Annotated in this window: 27 protein-coding genes; 7 read left to right on the plus strand and 20 right to left on the minus strand. The window is 69.7% G+C overall.

Annotated elements, in window-relative coordinates; all coding sequences use genetic code 11:
- Positions 1-10 precede the first annotated feature (10 nt).
- Positions 11-1360, plus strand: a complete 1350-nt coding sequence (gene accC, locus EEY80_RS10955; RefSeq protein ID WP_126976604.1) for an acetyl-CoA carboxylase biotin carboxylase subunit — start codon at positions 11-13, stop codon at positions 1358-1360.
- 16 nt (positions 1361-1376) lie between these two features.
- The gene (gene aat, locus EEY80_RS10960) at positions 1377-2000 is read left to right on the plus strand and encodes a leucyl/phenylalanyl-tRNA--protein transferase (RefSeq protein WP_126976605.1); all 624 of its coding nucleotides are present in this window, start codon (positions 1377-1379) and stop codon (positions 1998-2000) included.
- Positions 2001-2006: 6 nt separating this feature from the next.
- On the opposite strand, the gene EEY80_RS20460 is transcribed toward aat, so the two are convergent.
- The 9 genes from EEY80_RS20460 to purC all read right to left on the minus strand — a co-directional run bounded on the left by EEY80_RS20460 (position 2007) and on the right by purC (position 8191).
- A complete protein-coding gene (locus EEY80_RS20460; protein WP_235829798.1) occupies positions 2007-2486 on the minus strand; it encodes a DUF2155 domain-containing protein in 480 nt (159 codons plus the stop codon).
- Positions 2483-2947, minus strand: a complete 465-nt coding sequence (mlaD, locus tag EEY80_RS10970) for an outer membrane lipid asymmetry maintenance protein MlaD (RefSeq protein WP_126976606.1) — start codon at positions 2945-2947, stop codon at positions 2483-2485. Before mlaD ends, EEY80_RS20460 begins: the two co-directional genes overlap by 4 nt.
- Positions 2947-3321: an NADH:ubiquinone oxidoreductase subunit NDUFA12 gene (locus EEY80_RS10975; protein ID WP_126976607.1), complete on the minus strand. Its 375-nt coding sequence runs from the start codon at positions 3319-3321 to the stop codon at positions 2947-2949. Before EEY80_RS10975 ends, mlaD begins: the two co-directional genes overlap by 1 nt.
- Before the next feature lie 176 nt (positions 3322-3497).
- Complete coding sequence (gene clpX / locus EEY80_RS10980; RefSeq protein ID WP_126976608.1) at positions 3498-4766, minus strand: ATP-dependent Clp protease ATP-binding subunit ClpX; 1269 nt, start codon at positions 4764-4766, stop codon at positions 3498-3500.
- A 144-nt stretch (positions 4767-4910) separates the two neighbouring features.
- A complete protein-coding gene (gene clpP / locus EEY80_RS10985; protein WP_126976609.1) occupies positions 4911-5540 on the minus strand; it encodes an ATP-dependent Clp endopeptidase proteolytic subunit ClpP in 630 nt (209 codons plus the stop codon).
- Between the two features lie 77 nt (positions 5541-5617).
- The gene (locus tag EEY80_RS10990) at positions 5618-6424 is read right to left on the minus strand and encodes a DUF1194 domain-containing protein (RefSeq protein WP_126976610.1); all 807 of its coding nucleotides are present in this window, start codon (positions 6422-6424) and stop codon (positions 5618-5620) included.
- Between the two features lie 178 nt (positions 6425-6602).
- Positions 6603-6914 (minus strand): hypothetical protein, encoded by a 312-nt coding sequence (locus EEY80_RS10995; RefSeq protein WP_126976611.1) that lies wholly within the window; start codon positions 6912-6914, stop codon positions 6603-6605.
- 126 nt (positions 6915-7040) lie between these two features.
- Positions 7041-7280: a phosphoribosylformylglycinamidine synthase subunit PurS gene (purS, locus tag EEY80_RS11000; RefSeq protein WP_126976612.1), complete on the minus strand. Its 240-nt coding sequence runs from the start codon at positions 7278-7280 to the stop codon at positions 7041-7043.
- 146 nt (positions 7281-7426) lie between these two features.
- The gene (gene purC / locus EEY80_RS11005; protein WP_126976613.1) at positions 7427-8191 is read right to left on the minus strand and encodes a phosphoribosylaminoimidazolesuccinocarboxamide synthase; all 765 of its coding nucleotides are present in this window, start codon (positions 8189-8191) and stop codon (positions 7427-7429) included.
- A gap of 242 nt (positions 8192-8433) precedes the next feature.
- Here purC and EEY80_RS11010 point away from each other — a divergent pair, with 242 nt between their 5' ends.
- A complete protein-coding gene (locus EEY80_RS11010; protein ID WP_126976614.1) occupies positions 8434-8748 on the plus strand; it encodes a DUF1476 domain-containing protein in 315 nt (104 codons plus the stop codon).
- Positions 8749-8889: 141 nt separating this feature from the next.
- Entirely contained in the window at positions 8890-9432 is a 543-nt protein-coding gene (locus tag EEY80_RS11015) for a chloramphenicol phosphotransferase CPT family protein (protein ID WP_126976615.1), read from the plus strand.
- 21 nt (positions 9433-9453) lie between these two features.
- Here the strand turns inward: EEY80_RS11015 and EEY80_RS11020 are convergent, their stop codons facing one another.
- The 4 genes from EEY80_RS11020 to EEY80_RS11030 form a co-directional block, all read right to left on the minus strand.
- A complete protein-coding gene (locus EEY80_RS11020) occupies positions 9454-10053 on the minus strand; it encodes an HNH endonuclease (protein WP_126976616.1) in 600 nt (199 codons plus the stop codon).
- 327 nt (positions 10054-10380) lie between these two features.
- Positions 10381-10509: a hypothetical protein gene (locus EEY80_RS20595; protein ID WP_268885651.1), complete on the minus strand. Its 129-nt coding sequence runs from the start codon at positions 10507-10509 to the stop codon at positions 10381-10383.
- A 50-nt stretch (positions 10510-10559) separates the two neighbouring features.
- Positions 10560-11231: an alpha/beta hydrolase gene (locus EEY80_RS11025; RefSeq protein ID WP_126976617.1), complete on the minus strand. Its 672-nt coding sequence runs from the start codon at positions 11229-11231 to the stop codon at positions 10560-10562.
- Positions 11228-11845, minus strand: coding sequence for a DNA-3-methyladenine glycosylase family protein (locus tag EEY80_RS11030; protein WP_126976618.1), 618 nt, complete (start codon positions 11843-11845; stop codon positions 11228-11230). Before EEY80_RS11030 ends, EEY80_RS11025 begins: the two co-directional genes overlap by 4 nt.
- An 82-nt stretch (positions 11846-11927) precedes the next feature.
- Between EEY80_RS11030 and EEY80_RS11035 the strand changes: the two genes are divergently transcribed.
- Positions 11928-13172 carry an MFS transporter gene (locus EEY80_RS11035; protein WP_407920730.1) on the plus strand — a complete coding sequence of 415 codons (1245 nt, stop codon included), beginning with the start codon at positions 11928-11930 and terminating at the stop codon, positions 13170-13172.
- Position 13173: 1 nt separating this feature from the next.
- Here EEY80_RS11035 and EEY80_RS11040 read toward each other — a convergent pair whose 3' ends face one another.
- The 3 genes from EEY80_RS11040 to EEY80_RS11050 form a co-directional block, all read right to left on the minus strand.
- A complete protein-coding gene (locus EEY80_RS11040) occupies positions 13174-14040 on the minus strand; it encodes a lysophospholipid acyltransferase family protein (RefSeq protein ID WP_126976619.1) in 867 nt (288 codons plus the stop codon).
- Positions 14041-14868 carry a GNAT family N-acetyltransferase gene (locus EEY80_RS11045; protein ID WP_126976620.1) on the minus strand — a complete coding sequence of 276 codons (828 nt, stop codon included), beginning with the start codon at positions 14866-14868 and terminating at the stop codon, positions 14041-14043.
- Positions 14869-15113: 245 nt separating this feature from the next.
- Positions 15114-15284, minus strand: a complete 171-nt coding sequence (locus EEY80_RS11050; protein WP_126976672.1) for a DUF3553 domain-containing protein — start codon at positions 15282-15284, stop codon at positions 15114-15116.
- Between the two features lie 62 nt (positions 15285-15346).
- Between EEY80_RS11050 and EEY80_RS11055 the strand changes: the two genes are divergently transcribed.
- Together EEY80_RS11055 and EEY80_RS20765 are read left to right on the plus strand one after the other, a co-directional pair.
- Positions 15347-15943, plus strand: coding sequence for a histidine phosphotransferase family protein (locus EEY80_RS11055; RefSeq protein ID WP_126976621.1), 597 nt, complete (start codon positions 15347-15349; stop codon positions 15941-15943).
- Positions 15944-16065: 122 nt separating this feature from the next.
- On the plus strand, positions 16066-16152 hold the full coding sequence (locus EEY80_RS20765; protein ID WP_126976673.1) for a small membrane protein YohP: 87 nt from the start codon (positions 16066-16068) through the stop codon (positions 16150-16152).
- Positions 16153-16180: 28 nt separating this feature from the next.
- Here EEY80_RS20765 and EEY80_RS11065 read toward each other — a convergent pair whose 3' ends face one another.
- The 4 genes from EEY80_RS11065 to EEY80_RS11080 all read right to left on the minus strand — a co-directional run bounded on the left by EEY80_RS11065 (position 16181) and on the right by EEY80_RS11080 (position 20268).
- Positions 16181-17446: a glutamate-5-semialdehyde dehydrogenase gene (locus EEY80_RS11065; RefSeq protein WP_126976622.1), complete on the minus strand. Its 1266-nt coding sequence runs from the start codon at positions 17444-17446 to the stop codon at positions 16181-16183.
- 24 nt (positions 17447-17470) lie between these two features.
- On the minus strand, positions 17471-18601 hold the full coding sequence (gene proB, locus EEY80_RS11070) for a glutamate 5-kinase (RefSeq protein WP_126976623.1): 1131 nt from the start codon (positions 18599-18601) through the stop codon (positions 17471-17473).
- Positions 18589-19614 carry a GTPase ObgE gene (gene obgE, locus EEY80_RS11075; protein ID WP_126976624.1) on the minus strand — a complete coding sequence of 342 codons (1026 nt, stop codon included), beginning with the start codon at positions 19612-19614 and terminating at the stop codon, positions 18589-18591. Before obgE ends, proB begins: the two co-directional genes overlap by 13 nt.
- Positions 19615-19728: 114 nt before the next feature.
- A complete protein-coding gene (locus EEY80_RS11080; protein WP_126976625.1) occupies positions 19729-20268 on the minus strand; it encodes a GNAT family N-acetyltransferase in 540 nt (179 codons plus the stop codon).
- Positions 20269-20425: the final 157 nt, after the last annotated feature.

Genomic DNA, 20425 nt, shown 5'->3' on the forward strand with positions numbered 1-20425 from the left:
GGGCAGCCTCATGTTCGAGAAGATCCTGATCGCCAACCGCGGCGAGATCGCCCTGCGCGTGATCCGCGCTGCCCGCGAGATGGGCATCAAGACGGTCGCGGTGCATTCCACCGCCGATTCCGACGCGATGCATGTGCGGATGGCCGACGAAAGCGTATGCATCGGCCCGCCGCCCTCGTCGGAAAGCTACCTGTCCATCCCCTCGATCATCGCCGCCTGCGAGATCACCGGGGCCGAGGCGGTGCATCCCGGCTATGGCTTCCTGTCCGAAAACGCCAATTTCAGCCAGGCGCTGGCGGATCACGGGATCGTCTTCATCGGCCCCACCGCGGAACATATCCGCATCATGGGCGACAAGATCACCGCCAAGGACACGATGAAACGGCTGGGCGTGCCCTGCGTGCCCGGTTCGGATGGCGGGGTGCCGACGGTCGAGGAGGCCAAGCGCGTCGCGGCCGAGATGGGCTATCCGGTCATCATCAAGGCCACCGCCGGCGGCGGCGGGCGCGGCATGAAGGTCGCCCATGACGCGGACGGGCTGGAAGTGGCCTTCCGCACCGCCCGCAGCGAGGCGAAGGCCGCCTTCGGCAATGACGAGGTCTATATCGAGAAATACCTGCAGCGCCCGCGCCATATCGAGATCCAGGTCTTCGGCGACGGCAAGGGCGGCGCGGTCCATCTGGGTGAACGCGACTGCTCGCTGCAGCGCCGCCACCAGAAGGTGTTCGAGGAAGCCCCCGGCCCCGCCATCACCCCCGAACTGCGGGCCGAGATCGGCCGCACCTGCGCCGATGCCGTGGCCGCGATCAACTATATCGGCGCCGGCACCATCGAATTCCTCTACGAGGACGGGCAGTTCTACTTCATCGAGATGAACACCCGCCTGCAGGTGGAACATCCGGTGACCGAGGCCATCTTCGGCGTGGATCTGGTGCGCGAACAGATCCGGGTCGCGGCGGGCATGCCCATGTCCTTCGGCCAGGACGACCTGCAGATCTACGGCCACGCGATCGAGGTGCGGATCAACGCCGAACGGCTGCCGAACTTTTCGCCCTGCCCCGGCCGCGTCAATGTGTTCCACGCGCCCGGCGGGCTGGGGGTGCGGATGGATTCGGCGCTCTATGCCGGCTATTCGATCCCGCCCTACTATGACAGCCTGATCGGCAAGCTGATCGTGCATGGCCGCGACCGCCCCGAGGCGCTGGCCCGGCTGAAGCGGGCGCTTGGCGAGCTGATCGTCGATGGCGTGGATACCACGGTGCCGCTGTTTCACGCGCTGCTGGACGAACCCGACATCCTGAAGGGCAACTATTCGATCCACTGGCTCGAACGGTGGCTCAGCGAAACCTTCTCGTCCTGATCCGGGCGCCGGCGGCATGACGGACGTGCCGCCGGACCTGCTGCTGCAGATCTACGCCGCGGGCGCCTTCCCCATGGCCGCCAGCCGTGACGATCCGGGCTTTCGCATCGTCGAGCCGCGGATGCGGGGGCTGATCCCGCTGGACGGGTTCCACATGTCGCGGTCGCTGCGGCGGCGGCTGCGGCGGGATGCCTTCTCGGCCAGCGCCGACACCGCCTTTGCCGAGGTGGTGGCCGCCTGTGCGGACCGCGAGGAAACCTGGATCAACCCGGCGCTGGAACGTCTTTACGACACGCTGCACCGCGCCGGCCACGCGCATTCGGTCGAGGTCTGGCAGGAGGGCGCGCTGGTGGGCGGCACCTATGGCATCTCGCTGGGGGCGGCCTTCTTCGCGGAAAGCATGTTCTCGCGCCGCAGCGATGCGTCGAAGGCGGCGCTGGCCTGGCTGGTGCAGCGGCTGCGGGCACGGGGCTATCTGATCCTGGACACCCAGTTCCTGACCCCGCATCTGGCCAGCCTGGGCGGGATCGAGATGCCGCAGGCGCGGTTCCGGCCGATGCTCGCCGCAGCCGTGGCGCGGACGGAGGTCAGCTTCGGCCCCGCGGGGCCGCTGCCGGGTTGGGCGAGCCTGCTTGCCTGACGCCCCTCAGCGGACGCAGTGCAGCACCCAGAGGTCATAGCGGGGATGGTCGAGTGCGACCAGCGCGGGGCTGGACGCGACCATCCAGCCGTCGAACACCACCTCGTCCCGGTCGCGTACCGTCAGATGCGCATAGGCGTCCGAGGACGGGTCCGACACCGGAAAGCGGCAGTCCGACAGCGAGACCGACAGGCGGAACAGCGCGGCCGTGGCGCCGGCGCCGATTTCCAGATCGACCGTTTCCCCCGACAGCCGGTCGAGCCCGCGTAGCATGGCGCCGCTGCCCGAGGCCACGGCCCCGGCAGATTCGGAATCGATAGAGCTTTCGGGTTCCAGCGCCTCGGGCGTCACCGGCACGGGGGGCAGGTCCTCTTCGGCGCCCAGACCCTCCAGCGGCAGGACCACGCCGTCCGGCAGCTGTTCCTGCGCCCGGGCGGGGGCGGCCAGCGCAAGCCCCGCCAGCAGCGCCAGCAGTGCCGCCCTCATGGCGCCGCGTCCGCGCTGTCCTCGCCGCCGCCGGCAAAGCGCATCAGCAGGGTGAAGATGCTGACCGCGCCCTGCGTGTCCTCGATCTCGCCGCCCGCCTCGATATTGACCGGGCTGCCCCCCGGCACCAGTTCGACGAAGGCGCCGCCGAGCAGTCCCTCGGAGGAGACCAGCGCGGCGCTGTCCTCGGGCAGCAGCAGGTCGTCGCGCAGCGACAGGGTTGCGTCGGCGAAGAAGGTCTGCGGGTCCAGCTCCATCGCCGTGACCGACCCGACCTTGACCCCCGCCAGCCGCACATCGGTGCCGATGGTGATGCCTTCGAGCGAGCGGAAGCTGGCATGCAGGTCATAGCTGCCCGACGGCCCGGTCAGCCCCGATCCCAGCCCGGCGAAGGCGGCGAAGCCGAGCGCCACGGCAAGGACCGCGGCGCCGGTCAGGATTTCTGCGCGCTGGTCCGACATTATTCCGGCTGCCACGCCTCGTAGTCGCGCCGCTCGACCGGCGCCACCCGCCGCAGCGACCCGGCCGGCACATAGGCCCCCGGCGTGCCGGTCAGGTTTTCGACATGCGGCTGTTCCCAGGGCTTGCGGACCAGCGGCTTTTCGGTCGGCGGCTCGTCCCAGGTGAAATGCAGCCAGCCGTGCCAGTCGGGCGACACGCGGCTCGCCTCGGCCTCGCCATTGTAGATCACCCACCGCTTCCGCCCGTCCTTCGACCGGTAGAAGATGTTGCCCTGCTCGTCCTCGCCTACCTTCACGCCGTGGCGGGCGGTAAAGATCTGGGTGCCGAGCGTCTGGCTGTTCCACCAGGTCAGCAGGCGAAGCAGGAATTTCATGCGGATGGCTCCATCTTGGCCGGGCGCGCGCCCCGGTTCGGGGCAGTTATACCCGAGCGGGCGCCGCGGTCCAGTGCCGAAACCGTGGGGGGCCTGCGGCGGGCGGGGTGGCAAAGGCGAACGGCCGCACCCGGAGGCGCGGCCGTCAAGATTTCGGGCGATCCCGTCGCCGCCGGTCAGCCGGCGCTGGCGGGGATCTTCTTCTTCGGTTCGTGATGCACCAGGAGCGGCTTGCTGCCGTTGTTCACCGCGTCGTCGTTCACCACCACCTCGGCGATGCCGTCCATGCCCGGCAGTTCGAACATGGTGTCGAGCAGGATGTCCTCCATGATCGACCGCAGGCCGCGTGCGCCGGTCTTGCGCTTGATCGCGCGCTTGGCGATCGCTTTCAGCGCCTCGTCGGTGAAGGTCAGCTTCACGCCCTCGATGTCGAACAGGCGCTGATACTGCTTGACCAGCGCGTTCTTCGGCTCGGTCAGGATCGTCACCAGCGCCGCCTCGTCGAGGTCGGTCAGCGTGGCGATCACCGGCAGACGGCCGACGAATTCCGGGATCAGCCCGAACTTCAGCAGGTCTTCCGGTTCCAGTTCCTTGAACAGCTCGCCCACGCCGCGCGCATCGGGATCCTTCACCTCGGCGCCGAAGCCCATGCCGGACCCCTTGTTGCGCTGCGCGATGATCCGTTCCAGCCCGGCAAAGGCGCCGCCGCAGATGAACAGGATGTTGGTCGTGTCCACCTGCAGGAATTCCTGCTGCGGATGCTTGCGCCCGCCCTGCGGCGGCACCGAGGCGACGGTGCCTTCCATGATCTTCAGCAGGGCCTGCTGCACGCCCTCACCCGACACGTCGCGGGTGATCGAGGGGTTGTCCGACTTGCGGGTGATCTTGTCGACCTCGTCGATATAGACGATGCCGCGCTGCGCCCGTTCGACGTTGTACTCGCTGGCCTGCAGGAGCTTCAGGATGATGTTCTCGACATCCTCGCCGACATAGCCGGCCTCGGTCAGCGTCGTCGCGTCGGCCATGGTGAAGGGCACGTCGAGGATGCGGGCCAGCGTCTGCGCCAGCAGCGTCTTGCCGCAGCCGGTGGGGCCGATCAGCAGGATGTTCGACTTCGCCAGCTCGATATCGGCCGATTTGGACGAATGGTTCAGCCGCTTGTAGTGGTTGTGGACGGCCACCGACAGCACGCGCTTGGCATGTTCCTGGCCGATGACGTAATCATCCAGCACCTTGCAGATGTCGCGCGGGGTCGGCACGCCATCGGTCGCCTTCAGCCCCGAGGTCTTCGTCTCCTCGCGGATGATGTCCATGCACAGCTCGACGCATTCGTCGCAGATGAACACGGTCGGGCCCGCGATCAGCTTGCGCACCTCGTGCTGGCTCTTGCCGCAGAACGAGCAGTAGAGCGTGTTCTTGCTGTCGCTGCCGGAATTGTTCGCCATAACCGTCCTCTGTGGCCTGCCGGGACCGCGGCGGGCTGCGATGCAGCGGCGCCACGGTCCGTTGGAAAAGTCTAGGGCAGGCCCCCGTTCATAACAATGTCAAAAATCCCGCCGCCGGCCGCGGGGCCGGGGCGGCGGAACGGGTCACTTCGCCTCGTCGGGGCGGGCGCGATCGGTCAGGATCTCGTCGATCAGGCCCCAGTTCTTGGCATCTTCGGCCGACATGAAGTTGTCGCGCTCCAGCGCGGCCTCCACCGTCTCCAGATCCTGGCCGGTGTGCTTCACATAGATTTCATTCAGCCGGCGCTTCAGCTTTTCGGTCTCGCGGGCGTGGATCATGATGTCCGTCGCCTGCCCCTGATAGCCGCCCGAGGGCTGGTGCACCATGATCCGGCTGTTGGGCAGCGAGAAGCGCATCCCCTTCTCGCCCGCGGTCAGCAGCAGCGAACCCATCGAGGCCGCCTGCCCGATCACCAGCGTCGAGACCTTGGGCCGGATGTACTGCATCGTGTCGTAGATCGACAGGCCGGAGGTGACGACACCGCCGGGCGAGTTGATGTACATCGAGATTTCCTTCGAGGGGTTCTCCGCCTCGAGGAACAGGAGCTGCGCGCAGATCAGCGTCGACATGCCGTCATGCACCGGCCCGGACATGAAGATGATCCGTTCCTTCAGCAGCCGCGAGTAGATGTCATAGGCACGCTCGCCCCGGCTGGTCTGTTCGACCACCATCGGCACGAGGGTGTTCATGTAAGTGTCGATCGGGTCCGTCATCTCGCCTGCCTCTCGCGTCGCCCCGCCCCCGCCGCCGAGTGCCGCGGGACCATATCTGCCTCTGTCTTGAGGGAGTCTTAGTTGTCCGGGCGAGGGGCTGCAAGGGGCGCCCCCGGAACCGCCGGCGCCGCCATCCCCGCGGCCAGCACCGGATGCCCGTGCAGGCCCGAGATTTCGAGGATCAGCTTGCGTCGCACCGCCTCGGCGAAGGTTCCTTCCGTCTCGGCGGTGACGACGAAGGCGCCCGGCCCGCCGATGATCCGTTCGGCGAAGGCTTGCTGCAGGCCCTCGGGCGTCGACCAGCTTTGCGCGCAGCCGCGGCAGGCCACCGCCAGCCCGTTGATGGTGATCCCCGCGGCCAGCACCTCGGCCCGCGCCCCGGCGATATCCGGGCCGTTGTGATTGTTGGCGCTGTCGGCCGAAAAGTCGATGATCCGCCGCCAGCCCTCGATCTCGTTGCCCTCGATCAGCTCCTTGCCGAACAGCAGCGCCGCGCCGATGGCATTGCGCCCGGATGCGGCGCGTGGCCCCGTGACCAGCCCTTCGGCAAAGGCCGCGGCCTCTTCCGGCCCGGCGATGACGGTCCAGGGCACCACCACATGCTGGCTGTCCGCCTGCCCCCATTCCACATAGGTCAGCGCGATGCTGCCATAGGCGGTGCCGGCGATGGCGGCCAGCACCTCGGGATGGGTGATGGCGCTGGCATAGCCCTGCCGCTGGAAGGCGATCTCCTGCGCGGTGATGGAGCCCGTGGCATCCGCCAGCAGCACCAGTTCCAGATCGACCTGCTGCGCCGCAGCGGGCAGCGCAGGCAGCAGCAGGAGGGCGAGGGCCGCGGTCAGGGTGGCGGGCAGGGTGGCGGTCGGGGTGGGCGTCGGGGTCATGGCACGCTCCGGCTGTTCCGCCAGAGCTAGGGCCGGGCCGCGGCCGGAACAGGGGCAACCGGGGCCAATACCGCGCCGGGGGCCGGTTGCGGCCCCTCGCCTGCGCGGTTCTGCCCAAGCCGAAGGCGGCGCGCCCGCAGAGCGGGCAGCGGCGGATCGGCGGCAGTCTATGCCGCGATCAGTTCTCGGTGCAGAGGGTCGGCGGCGCCCCGTCCACGGCGGCGAAGGCGAGCTTGCCGTCCATGTCGGCGCCGGGCCGGCCCTGGAAGGGACCCGTCTCGAAGGTCACGATCCCGTCCTCGGCCACCACATAGGTGCCGCCGACGCTGCCCGCGTCGCTGTAGGAATCGCTCGACAGGATCTTCACCGTCACGGGCGCCTGGCCCTCGGCATTGGCGCAGCTGTAGGTGCCCGCGTCGATCTCGGCCAGGGCGGGACCGGCCAGCGCCAGCGGCGCGGCGGCAAGAACGGACAGGATGATGATGCGCATGGTCGTCTCACACTCTTGAACAGGCCCCCGACCGGCAGGATGCACAGGCCGGGGCATCGCGCAACTTAGGCCGCGATCGGGGCGGGATTGCGGCGGCACCTGCCCGGGGCGCAAGACACAATCGCCTCAGGCCAGTTCGATCGTGTATTTCTCGATGACGGTGTTGGCGAGCAGCCGGTCGCACATCGCCCGGACCGCGGATTCGGCCTTGGCGGCATCGGTCTCGGCCAGGTCCAGCTCGATCACCTTGCCCTGGCGGACGCCCTCGACCCCGGCGAAGCCGAGCGTCCCGAGCGCGTGGCGCACCGCCTCGCCCTGCGGGTCCAGCACCCCGTCCTTCAGCATCACATGCACGCGCGCCTTCATTCCCGCCGCTTCCTTCCTTGCCTTGGCCCCGCCGGGGCCGCCTGTCGGGCCGTCTCGTCGGCCGGCGGTCAGCGCCGGCCCTTCTTCCTGGGGTCGGCGCCGGGTTGGCGACCGCCCTCGACCACCCCGAAGGGGCGACCGGCCAGCTAATTGATCAGCGTGGGCTTGCCCATCTGCGTCGCATTGCCCGGCAGCACGCCAAGCCGCCGCGCCACTTCGGAATAGGCGTCGGTCAGGCTGCCCAGATCCCGGCGGAACACGTCCTTGTCCAGCTTCTGGCCGGTCTTGATGTCCCACAGGCGGCAGCTGTCCGGGCTGATCTCGTCGGCGACGATCAGGCGCATGAAATCGCCGTCCCAGATCCGCCCGACCTCGATCTTGAAGTCCACGAGCTTGATGCCGACGCCGAAAAATACCCCCGACAGGAAGTCGTTGACCCGCAGCGCCAGCGCCACGATGTCGTCCAGGTCCTGCTGGTTGGCCCAGCCGAAGGCGACGATGTATTCCTCGCTGACCATCGGGTCGCCGAGCGCGTCGTTCTTGTAGCTGTATTCCACGATCGGGCGCGGCAGGGCGGTGCCCTCTTCCAGCCCCAGCCGTTTCGCGATGGAGCCGGCGGCGAAGTTGCGCACGATCACTTCCAGCGGGATGATCTCGACCTGGCGGATCAGCTGTTCGCGCATGTTGACGCGGCGGATGAAGTGGTTGGGCACGCCGATATTGGTCAGCCCGGTCATGAAGAATTCGGACAGGCGGTTGTTCAGGACGCCCTTGCCCTCGATCGTCGCCTTCTTCTGCGCGTTGAAGGCCGTGGCGTCGTCCTTGAAATACTGGATCAGCGTTCCCGGTTCAGGGCCTTCGTAGAGGATCTTGGCCTTGCCTTCGTAGATCTTCTTCCGACGCGGTGCCATGGGCGCTTCCTTAAAACCTGTGGACGGACGGGCGCCACCCCGGTCGGCGGGGGTCCGCAGCCGGGGTCGTCGCCGTCCTGCGGCCCCTATAGGACATGGACCGCCCCGCCGCAACCGGGACTCGCAGCCGCGCTCCCCGCCCCGGCCCCGGTGCGATCCGGTCGCGACATCGCGGGGCTTGCCTGACGGGGTCGCGGCGGGCATATGAGGGCCATTCCGCAACGCCTGAAGAGGGGCCTGCCATGACCACCTTCGACGACCGCGAACGCGCGTTCGAGACCAAGTTCGCCCATGACGCCGAGATGCAGTTCCGGGCCGAGGCGCGGCGCAACAAGCTGACCGGCCTGTGGGCGGCGGGGCTGCTCGGCAAGTCCGGCGACGATGCGGCGGCCTATGCGGCCGAGGTGGTCAAGGCCGATTTCCAGGAGGCGGGCGACGCCGACGTGGTGCGCAAGCTGGCGGCCGATCTGGACGGCAAGGCCGACGAGGCCACGATCCGCGCCAAACTGGCCGAGATGATGGTCGAGGCGAAAAGCCAGCTGATGTCGGAAAGCTGAGCGCGGGCGCCAGCGCCGCGAACCCGGGCCGCGCAGCGTTGCGCGGCCTTTTCGTTCCGCCGGCCCTATACCCGCACGGCGCGGATGCGGGCCGCGGGCAGGCGCGCCGGGACCGAGGCACCGCGGATCAGGAGCGGACCGATGGCACAGATCATCTTCCTGCACGGCGCGTCGAGCAGCGGCAAATCCAGCATCGCCCGCGCGCTTCAAGCCCGCATCGAGCGGCCGTTCTGGCATGTCTCGATCGACCACCTGCGCGACTCCGGCGTGCTGCCGATGAGCCGCTTCCGCTCGCGCGAGTTCGACTGGCGAGCCGCCCGCCCCGCCTTCTTCGCAGGCTTCCATGCCTCGCTTGCCGCCTATGCCGATGCGGGGAACGACCTGATCCTCGAACACATCCTCGACGAGGACGCCTGGTTGGGCGACCTCCGCCGCCTGTTCGCCGGGCATGACGTCTATTTCGTCGGTGTCCACTGCCCCCTGCCCCGGCTGATCGCGCGCGAGGCCGCCCGTGGCGACCGTGCGCCGGGCAGCGCTGCCGCGGACTTCGCGACCGTGCACATCGGAAAGCACTACGATCTCGAGCTGCAGTCCGAAGACGGGCTGGAGGCCAATGTCGATGCCATCCTTGCCGGCTGGCGCGCCGGGCGCCGGGCCTCCAGCTTCTCCGGGATCGGCCCGTGATGGCCTGACGCCGATCCGCGCCTACGCCTCCAATTCGGCATCCCAGTAGAGGAAGTCCACCCAGCTGTCGTGCAGGTAGTTCGGGGGAAAGCGCCGGCCGATGTTGCGCATCTCTTCCGCGGTGGGCTGGTGCGGCGGCTTGCGCAGGCTCATCCCTGCCTGTTTCAGCAGCTTGTTCGCCTTCTTCAGGTTGCAGGGCGCGCAGGCGGCCACGACATTGTCCCAGCTGGTGATGCCGCCGCGCGACCGGGGCAGGACGTGGTCGAAGGTCAGGTTCTCTTTCGAGCCGCAATACTGGCAGCAGAATTCGTCCCGCAGGAAAAGATTGAAGCGCGTGAAGGCCACGCGCTTCTGGGGTTTGACATATTCCTTGAGGACGACGACCGAGGGTATCCGTATCTCTGCCCTCTGGCTTCGGACCACCTCGTCATATTCGGCCATGATGGTGACCCGGTCGAGGAACACCGCCTTGATCGCCTCCTGCCAGGGCCAGAGGCTGAGCGGATAGTAGGACAGGGGCCGGTAATCCGCGTTCAGGACCAGCGCGGGGAAGTGGCGCAGCGCCGACGGCTCCCGCACGAAGCTGGTTCGGAATTCCGGTTCTTCGACGTGATCAAGCATCGGCGACTCCGTCCTTGCCCTGCCCGGCCCCGACCTTTCGGTCCGCTGGCCTGTCCAGGGCGGGGAACCGCCCCGGCATGTAGACGACTATATCTGGCGTTTCGCGCCTGACAAGCCCCGCGATCTGCGATGACCCGTCGCCGTCCGAACTATCCCAACATCGTGACAGGTCCATGACGCAGGGACGCCAGCGACCCGCAGGCCCGCCCCCCCGACATACGAAAGGGCGGCACGAGGGTGCCGCCCCGGGGGAAAGCGCAGTGGCAATCTGCCCCACGTCCCGATCGGGCGCGATGCGCCCGGTCCGCCGGGATCGGGGGCGGAAGGTCAGCGGCGGGGGCGCCGCGGATCGGCGGGCACCGGGATCGGCCGCATCTGCGCCACCGGGCCGCGGCGCAGCATCACGGCGGCACCGGCCAGCAGCGGGATCAGAACGGCGATCAGGGCAAATTCCATGTCGGCTCTCCTCAAGGCACGAACCGAATGTAACCCCTGCGCGACGGCGATCAAGCCCGATCAGCGGGCAGAACGTCGCGCAGGAAAGAAAGCGCCGCCGACAGCCCGTCCGGCGCAATTCCGTGCCCGGTTCCGCGCATGACATGGCCGTAGACGGTGAAACCAGCCCGCGTCAGGGCATCGCCCGCCAGGCCCATGTCGGCAAAGGGCACCACCTCGTCGGCGTCGCCATGCAGGATCAGCACCGGCGGCTTCGACACCGCCTCGGTCGCCAGCCGTTCGGGCGCCAGCAGCCGGCCCGAGAAGGCGGCGATTCCGGCGACGGGCTCGGGCCGCCGCGGCGCCACATGCAGCGCCATCATCGTGCCCTGCGAAAAGCCCACCAGCGCCAGTTGCGCGGGTGCCATCTCCGCCTCGGCCAGCCGCGCGGTCAGGAAGGCGTCCAGATCCGCCGCCGACCGCGCCAGCGCCGCCCCCGCCTCGACCTCGGACGATCCGTCCAGCCAGGGGATCGGAAACCATTGCCGCCCGAAGGGATTGCCCCGGCAGGGATCGGGCGCGTCGGGGGCCAGGAACAGCGTGTCGGGCAGATGCGGCGCCAGCGGCTGCGCCAGCCCCAGCAGATCGTTGCCATCCGCGCCATAGCCATGCAGGAAGACCACCATCGACCGGGCCTTGCCCGATTGCGGCTCGTGCCGGCCGAAGTCCAGTTCGCGCGTCATGTCATCCCCTCGCGTCCCTTCGCCAGCCGGTAGTAGGCCCACAGCGCCCGCGCCGCAACCGCCCGCCACGGTGCCCAGGGTTCGGCCAGTCGCCGCAGCGCCGGCTCGCGCGGGCGGTCGGGCAGCGCGAACAGCAGGCGCGCCGCCTCTTGCAGGGCCAGATCGCCGGCGGGCATCACATCGGGCCGGCCGAGCGAGAAGGTCAGATAGACCTCTGCCGTCCAGCGCCCGATGCCGGGCAGCGCGGTCAGCGCGGCCACCGCCCCCGCATCGTCGAGACCGTCGAGCGTGGCGAGATCCAGCCCCGATGCGGCCAGCGCCCGCAGCGTGGCGATCTTCTGTCGCGACAGGCCGGCGCCGCGCAGAGCGTCGTCGCCCGCCGCCCGGACCGTCGCGGGGTCCAAGAGCCCCGCCGCCGCCATCCGCCCGAGGATCGCCGCCGCCGAGGCGGTGGAGACCTGCTGCCCCACCACCACCGCCGCCAGTTCCGCAAAGCCCGCCGGACGCAGCCGCAGCGGCAGGGGCGCCAGCAGCGCCGGGGCAAAGCGCGGCTCCACCGCCAGCAGATGCGCCGCGCCCTCGGCCAGACAGTCCGCCCCGACGATCCTGCGCATCCCGCCTCTCTTCCTGCCCCATCCCTGCGACGCTTGGCTGCGCCCCCTGTTCGCGGCCCTGTCCAGCGGCTAGCAAGGGGGCATGAGCCAGTCCTCGCCCGCCGATTCCGTCCCCCGATCCGCCGACCCCTATCCGATGCGGCGCGCCCGCCGCAACGTGGCGGTGCTGGTCGCGGCGCAGGCGCTGCTCGGGGCGCAGATGCCGGTGTTCTTCATCATCGGCGGGCTTGCGGGCCAGTCGCTCGCGCCCAATCCCTGCCTCGCCACCCTGCCCCTGTCGATGATCATCCTCGGCTCGGTGCTCGCCTCCACCCGGCTGTCGGCCTTCATGCAGCGGCACGGGCGGCGGGCGGGCTTCACGCTGGCCACGCTGTCGGGGGCCACGGGGGCCGCGATCGCCGCCGCCGCGCTGTGGCAGGGATCGTTCTGGCTGTTCATGCTGGGCGCGCTGTTCACCGGCGTCTATCAAAGCTCGCAGGGCTTCTTCCGCTTCGCCGCCACCGATACCGCGCCCGAGGCGTTCCGGGCCAAGGCCATCTCCTATGTGATGGCGGGGGGGCTGATCTCGGCGATCATCGGCCCGCAGATCGTGAAGCTGACGGCGCAGGCGATGGTGGTGCCCTTCCTCGCCAGCTATCTGGTGGTGGTCGCGCTGAACCTGCTCGGCCCGCTGCTGTTCCTGCTGCTGGACATTCCGAAGCCCGTGGCGCCGGCGCAGGACGCGCCGCAGGGCCGGCCGCTGGCCGAGTTGTTGCGCGACCCGCAGATCGTGGTGGCGATGATCTGCGGCACGGTCAGCTATGCGCTGATGAACCTGGTTATGACCTCGACGCCGCTGGCCGTCGTCGGCTGCGGGTTCACCCAGAACCACGCGGCCGACATCGTGTCCGCCCATGTGCTGGCGATGTTCCTGCCCTCGTTCTTCACCGGCCATCTGATCGGCTGGCTGGGGCGGGAACGGGTGGTCGGGATCGGGCTGGTGATCCTCGCCGGTGCCGGGATCGTGGCGCTGTCGGGGGTCGAGCTGGCGCAGTTCTACGGCGCGCTGATCCTGCTGGGTCTTGGCTGGAATTTCGGCTTCATCGGCGCCACGGCGATGCTGGCCTCGGCCCACCGCCCCGAAGAACGGGGCCGGATCCAGGGCGTCAACGACTTCGTCGTCTTCGGCGGCGTGTTCCTTGCCTCGCTCTCCTCGGGCGGGCTGATGAACTGCTCGGGCGGATCGGTCGAGGCGGGCTGGCAGGCCGTGAACCTGGCGATGGTGCCCTTCCTCGTGGCGGCCGGCGGCGGGCTGATCTGGCTGATGCTGCGGCCGAAGCCGGAGTGATCTAGCCGGCCGTCGCGGCCGCCGGGCCGGCCGGCACCGGCGCCTGCCCCACCGCCGCGACCACCGGGCCACGCACCGCCGCCTCGGCCAGCAGCGCCAGCACCTTGCGGTCGGCGACCCCGGCCACCCGGATCGGCGGGTGGAACAGCACCTCGGCCCGCGACCCGCCGCGATGCGCCATCAGCTTCAGCAGATGCGGGCCGAAGGCCATGTCCCCCCACCAGCCGAGGAAGCGCGGATCCTCGCCCTCGGGCGCGCGATAGATCACGCTGGCCGGCTGGATCGACATGCGCTCGCGCAGTTCCGGCGCGAAGAAGGCGGCGAAGAGCGTGGTCTTGAACGGCAGCACCCGCCGCCCGTCGGTCGAGGTGCCCTCGGGAAAGAACAGCAGCCGGTGGTTCGCCCGCAGCCGCGCCTCGAACAGCGCCTGCTGCGCCCGCGCCTCGCGCGGGTCGCGGGCGATGAAGACGGTGCCCGTCGCCCGTGCCAGCCAGCCGATGCCGGGCCAGCGGGCGACCTCGGATTTCGACACGAAATAGATGCGGTCGCAGGCGTTGAGGGTGAAGATGTCCAGCCAGCCCGCATGGTTGGCGACGATGGCGCCGCGATCCTGCATCGGGCGGCCGCGGATCGTCAGCCGGATGCCCAACAGCCACAGCGCCGCGCGGCAGACGCCTTGCGTGATCCAGGGCGTGACCGGGCGGTGCAGGCCGAAGGCCAGCCGTTCCGGCAGGCGCAGCGCCAGAAGCAGCGCCAGACCGCCATAGACCACCACAAACAGCAGCGGCGCCCGCAGCGCCACCCGCAGCCAGCCCGCCGCCCCGATGCGCGGCGCGGCCGGGGGCTGTTCCTCGCGCCATGTGGTCATTCAGGCGCGCTCGTGCTTGCGGGTGTAGAAGCCCTTGTGCTTTTCGCTCATCGCGGTCGTGTCCATCAGCAGGCAGACATCGGTGGTGTTGAACGGCCGGTCGATGAAGGCGCCCTCGCCCACGAAACCGCCAAGTCGCAGATAGGCCTTGATCAGCGCCGGCATCGCCACCATCGCCGCCTTGCGGTCGATCGCCTCGGGCGGCACGAGGTCCATGGTCTGGAAATGCTCGGCCAGCACCCGCACCCGCAGCGGCTCGGGCGCCAGATGGTGATGGTGCAGCCAGGCGAGCGGCATCTTCAGCGCCTCGACATCGGTGCCGTGAAAGCTCGCCACCCCGAACAGCACCTCGATCCCGCGGTCGAGCACATAGTCGGCCAGCCCGTTCCACAGCAGGAACATCGCCGATCCGCCGCGATAGCCGGCATCGACGCAGGACCGCCCCAGTTCCAGCAGCCGCCGCCCCGACTGGCGCAGCCGGGTCAGGTCGTATTCGGTGTCGCAGTAGAACCGGCCGAAGGCCGCGGCGCGGTCCCCCGGCAGCAGCCGGTAGACCCCCACCACATGGTCGAGCGCGCCCGCGTCGCGGCGGGTGTCGATCAGCAGCAGATGATCGTTGACCGGGTCGAATTCGTCGCGCTCGAAGCGGTTGGCATGGTCCACCAAGGGCCCGTCACCGCCCAGTTCCTCGACAAAGACGCGATAGCGCAGCCGCTGCGCCCCCAGAAGATCCTGTTCCGTGGTGGCGAGACGGACGGTGAAGGGCCCGGAGTCTTCCGAAAGGCTGCGTCCGGCCGGATCGCGCGGCGTGGTCGGATCGGGCGTCATGTCGTGGCTCGCCTCGGGCTTGTGCCTGCCGGTACGGGCCGCGCGCGCGAAGGCCGCGGGGCCGGTTGGGGGGCTTGTAGGCCAGCGCGGCCGGGCTGGCAACCGGCAAGCCCCGTTGCCGGTTGCCGGACAGTCTGTCGCCGGGTCATGGCGTTGACACACCCGGGGGTTGTGCTAGCGTCCAGCCGCGAGCCTTCCGGGGCGAAGAGTTTTCAGGATCAAGACCTTACGGGATAAGACACTTGTCATTCGTAGACGATCTGCAGATCGACCCGCGCGCCGTCGATCACCACCTTGCCGGCATGTTCGAAATTCACCGTGATCCTGCCCCCGATATTGGACTGCACCTGCCCGAGGCCCCAGTCGGGCTGGCCCGGATGGCGCACCAGCATTCCGGGTTCGAGAAGCGAATTCAGCATGGGTCCCGGTCCTTCGATTGCCGCCTGGCCTGCGCCCGTTCCGCCCCGCGGGGCCGGGCATGAGCCTGCCGCCCGACCTGCCCGCGCTGCTGGGATCGCGCATCTGCCATGACCTTATCAGCCCGCTGGGCGCGATCGGCAATGGGGTTGAGCTGCTGACGCTGACGGGCGGAGCGCCGGGGGCGGAACTGGCGCTGGTGTCGGAAAGCGTCGCCGCCGCCGCCGCCCGCGTCCGTTTCTTCCGCGTGGCCTTCGGCTCGGCCGCGCCCGACCAGCGCATGGGCCAGCCCGAGATCGCAGCGCTGATCGCCGATGCCACCCGCGGCGGCCGGCTGCGGGTGCAGTGGCAGGCGCAGGGCGACCTGCCCCGGCGCGAGGTGAAGCTGGCCTTCCTGATGATCCAGTGCGCCGAATGGGCGCTGGCCTGGGGCGGGACGGTCGAGGTCGGACCCGCGGCCGGCGGCTGGCGGCTGGCGGCCCGGGCACCGCGGCTGAAATCCGAACCCGGACTGTGGGCGGGGCTGGCCGCCGCCGCGCCGCTGCCGGAGCTGACCCCCGCGCAGGTGCAGTTTGCGCTGGCGCGGGACGAGGCCGCGCGTCAGGCCCGCCGGGTGACGGCCGAGGCGGGCGAGACCGCCATCACCCTCGGCTGGTGACGGTGCAGGCGGGGATCGGGGCGGCCCCGCCTGACCGCAGCACGGAACAGGCCCGATCCTGATGCGTTGCCGCTGCGTCCCCGGGTCGCGGCCCGGACCCCGGCTCAGCGAAAGGACGGACCATGTTCAAGTTCATCGGCGGCACCATCGGCATCATCTTCCTGATCGGCCTTCTGGTCGTGATCGGGCTGCTGTCCCTGATCTTCTGATGCCCCGCTCGCCCGGCGCGGCACCGCCCTAGTCGCGGATGGTGCCGTCGCCGGTGACGAGATACTTGAAGCTCGTCAGCTGTTCGGCCCCCACCGGCCCGCGCGCATGCAGCTTGCCGGTGGCGATGCCGATTTCCGCCCCCATGCCGAACTCGCCGCCATCCGCAAACTGGGTAGAGGCGTTGCGCATCAGGATCGCGCTGTCGAGCCGGGTGAAGAACCGCTCGGCCGTCGCGTCGTTCTCGGTCAGGATCGCCTCGGTATGGCTGGAGCCGTAGCGGCGGATATGGGCGATGGCCTGATCGACCCCGTCCACCAGCTTCACCGCGATGATCTTGTCGAGGAACTCGCGGCCGAAATCCTCGGGCGTGGCGCGGACGGTGCCCGGCACCTTGGCCAGTTCGCCCTCGGCCCGCACCTCGACCCCCGCCGCCAGCAGATCCTCGACCAGCACGGGGCCGTGCTTGGTGTAGAACTGCCAGTCGATCAGCAGGCATTCCGCCGCGCCGCAGATGCCGGTGCGCCGGGTCTTGGCGTTCAGCACCACGCGGCGGGCCTTGTCGAGGTCGGCGTCGCGGTCGGCATAGACATGGCAGATGCCTTCCAGATGCGCGAAGACCGGCACCCGCGCCTCGGCCTGCACCAGCCCGACCAGACCCTTGCCGCCGCGCGGCACGATCACGTCGACATACTCGACCATCCGTAGCAGCTCGGTCACCGCCGCACGGTCGCGCGTGGGCACGAACTGGATCGCATCGGCGGGCAGGCCCGCCTGACGCAGCCCCTCGACCAGACAGTCATGCAGGGCGGTCGAGGTGTGGAAACTTTCCGACCCGCCGCGCAGGATCACCGCATTGCCGGATTTCAGGCACAGCGCGCCCGCATCCGCGGTGACGTTGGGCCGGGATTCGTAGATCACCCCCACCACGCCGATGGGCGTGCGCACCCGCCGGATGTTCAGACCGGTGGGCCGGTCCCATTCGGCGATGACCTGCCCCACCGGGTCGGGCTGTTCGGCCACCGCGCGCAGCCCGTCGACCACGCCGCGCAGCCGCGCCTCGGTCAGGTCCAGCCGGTCCAGCATTGCCGGGGTCAGGCCCTTGTCGCGCCCGAGGTCCATATCCTCGCAATTCGCGTCGAGGATCGCCTGCCGGTTCGACCAGACGGCATCCGCCGCACCGATCAGCGCCGCATATTTCCGTTCCGGCGCGGCGAAGGCCAGGTCCGACGCGGCGACCTTCGCCCGGGCGCCGATGTCGCGCATCAGCGCGGGGATATCGTCCATGTCCTTCATGCCCGTCTCCTGTCCGCAAGGCGCCTACAGCGCCATGTCGTCGCGATGGATCAGCGCCGCCCGGCCCGGATAGCCGAGGATCGCCTCGATCTCGCCCGAGCGGTGCCCGGCGATGGCCCGCGCCTCGTCCGATGTATAGCGGATCAGCCCCTTCGCCAACTCTGCCCCGGCCGGATCCAGCACCGCCACCGGCTCGCCCCGGCCGAAGCGTCCGGTGACGCGGGTGACGCCCGCGGGCAGCAGCGACTTGCCCTGCATCAGCGCCGTCACGGCCCCCGCATCGACCCGCACCTCGCCCTTGGGCTTCATCGCCGCGATCCAGCGCTTGCGCGCCGTCTGCGGGTCGCCCTCGGGCAGGAACCAGGTGCAGGCGGCGCCGCCGGCCAGCGCGCTCAGCGGCCGCAGCACCGAACCTTCGGTGATCGCCATGGCGCAGCCGCCCTGCACCGCCGTGCGCGCCGCCATCAGCTTGGTCTTCATCCCGCCCTTCGAAAGGCCCGAGACCGGATCGCCGGCCATCGCCTCGATCTCGGGCGTGATCCGCTCGACCAGGTCGAAGCGGCTGGCAGTCGGGTCTTCCTTCGGATTGGCGGAATAGAAGCCGTCCACATCCGACAGCAGCACCAGCTGATCCGCGCCCACCGTCACCGCGATCTGCGCCGCCAGCCGGTCGTTGTCGCCGAAGCGGATCTCGTCGGTGGCGACGGTGTCGTTCTCGTTGACGATCGGCACCACGCCGAGGCCGAGCAGCGTCTCCATCGTCGCACGGCTGTTCAGATAGCGGCGGCGGTCGGCCGTATCCTCCAGCGTCACCAGCACCTGCGCGGTGGTCACGCCATGGGGGGCAAGGCTTTCCTCATAAGCGCGGGCCAGGCGGATCTGGCCCACCGCCGCGGCGGCCTGGCTCTGTTCCAGCGGCAGTGCCGTCCAGGGCAGGCCCAACACCCCGCGGCCGAGCGCGATGGACCCGGAGGACACGAGGATGACCTGCGTCCCCTGCCCCCGCAGCCAGGCCACGTCCCGGGCCAGCGCATGCAGCCAGCCGGTCTTCAGCCCGTGGGTCCGGTCCACCAGCAGGGCAGAGCCGATCTTCACCACCAGCCGCCGGGCCGTCGCCAGATCGGGCCGGGCGGCGGCCCGCGTCAGGGTTGCCACGGCGCGATCTCCTCGGGCAGCGCCCGGGACCGGGCGATCTCGGCCCACAGCGCGCGCAGGACCTCGGTCAGGCCCATGCCCGCCGCGCCCGAGATCAGGAAGACCGGGCCGCCCGCCGCCTTTTCGAGGCTGCGCCTGCGGCCGGCCAGCGTCTTCGCGTCCAGCGCGTCGATCTTGTTCAGCGCGGTGATGCGCGGCTTGTCGGCCAGATGGCCGCCATAGGCCTCCAGCTCGCCGATGATGGTGCGATAATCCTTGGTGATGGTGCTGGAGGTGCCGTCCACCAGATGCAGCAGCACCGCGCAGCGTTCGACATGGCCGAGGAAGCGGTCGCCGAGCCCGCGCCCCTCGCTCGCCCCCGCGATCAGGCCGGGAATGTCGGCCATGACGAATTCCTTGCCATCCACGCCGACGACGCCGAGGTTCGGCACCAGCGTGGTGAAGGGATAGTCGGCGATCTTCGGCCGCGCGTTGGAGGTAGCGGCAAGGAAGGTGGACTTGCCGGCATTGGGCAGGCCCAGCAGGCCCGCATCGGCGATCAGCTTCAGCCGCAGCCAGATGGTGCGTTCGACCCCCTCCTGCCCCGGATTGGCGCGGGCCGGCGCCCGGTTGGTCGAGGACTTGAAATGCAGGTTGCCGAAGCCGCCATTGCCGCCCTTGGCCAGCAGCACCCGCTGCCCGGCCTCGGTCAGGTCGGCGATCACGGTGTCCTCGTCTTCCTCGAGGATCTCGGTCCCCACCGGCACCTTCAGCACGATGTCCTGCCCGTCGGCGCCGGTCATCTGCCGGCCCATGCCCGGGCGGCCGTTGGTGGCGAAGAAATGCTGCTGGTAGCGGAAGTCGATCAGCGTGTTCAGCCCCTCGACCGCCTCGGCCCAGACCGAGCCGCCGCGCCCGCCATCGCCGCCGTCCGGACCGCCGAACTCGATGAACTTCTCGCGCCGGAAGCTGACACAGCCGCCGCCGCCGCCGCCCGAGCGGATGTAGACTTTGGCGAGGTCGAGGAATTTCATCGGGCAGACTTTCGGGATCAGGGTGTCAAAAGGCGATAGTGCCTGCGCCGCGCCGGTTCAAGCGTCAGGGGAAGCACGGCCCTCCCCGGCCCCGCGGGCCCGGGAGGGACAAGGTCAGGTCATCTTGCGCAGATAGGTCCAGGTGGGGACGCGCGCGTTGCGGGCGACCGACCAGCTTTCGGCATCGCCGAGATACTGGAAGCCGCAATTGGTCAGCACCCGGGCCGAGACCGGCGCATCCTGGAACACCTCGGCGAACAGCGTCCGCGACCGGTGCGGGTTCGCCGCCACCAGCGCCGCCACCGCCTCGGAGGCGAAGCCCGTGTTCCAGAAGGCCGGCGAGACCCAGAACCCGACCTCGGACTGGTCCCGGTCCATCCGCGTCAGCGACACGAGGCCCAGCACCTCGGCCAGACCCTCGGCCGAGCCGTCCAGCGCCCAGACATCCTCGGCCCGGTCGGCGGCATTGGCGCGGGCGATGAAGGCCTCGGTCGCGCCCGGGGGCAGCGGATGCGGGATCGCCCGTGTGCCCTCGGCCACCCGGCGGTCGCCGGTATAGAGCGCGATCAGCCCCGCATCCGACCGGCGCAGCGGCCGCAACACGAAGCGTTCCGCCGCGATCACCGGCTGGCTGGCGATCTGTTCCTGAATCATGCCGTCCTCCCTGCGTGGGGCAGATATGGGGTCGCGCCCGCGCCGCGAAAGGCACCACCCCGGCCCCGCCACCGAAATCATCCCGTCCGGGCGCGGATCGCAGCCATCCCGCGCAGGTCCGGTAAACAGAACGGGGACCGGCCTTGCCGGCCGATCC

It is taken from the genome of Frigidibacter oleivorans, assembly GCF_003993775.1.
GTDB lineage: Bacteria > Pseudomonadota > Alphaproteobacteria > Rhodobacterales > Rhodobacteraceae > Frigidibacter > Frigidibacter oleivorans.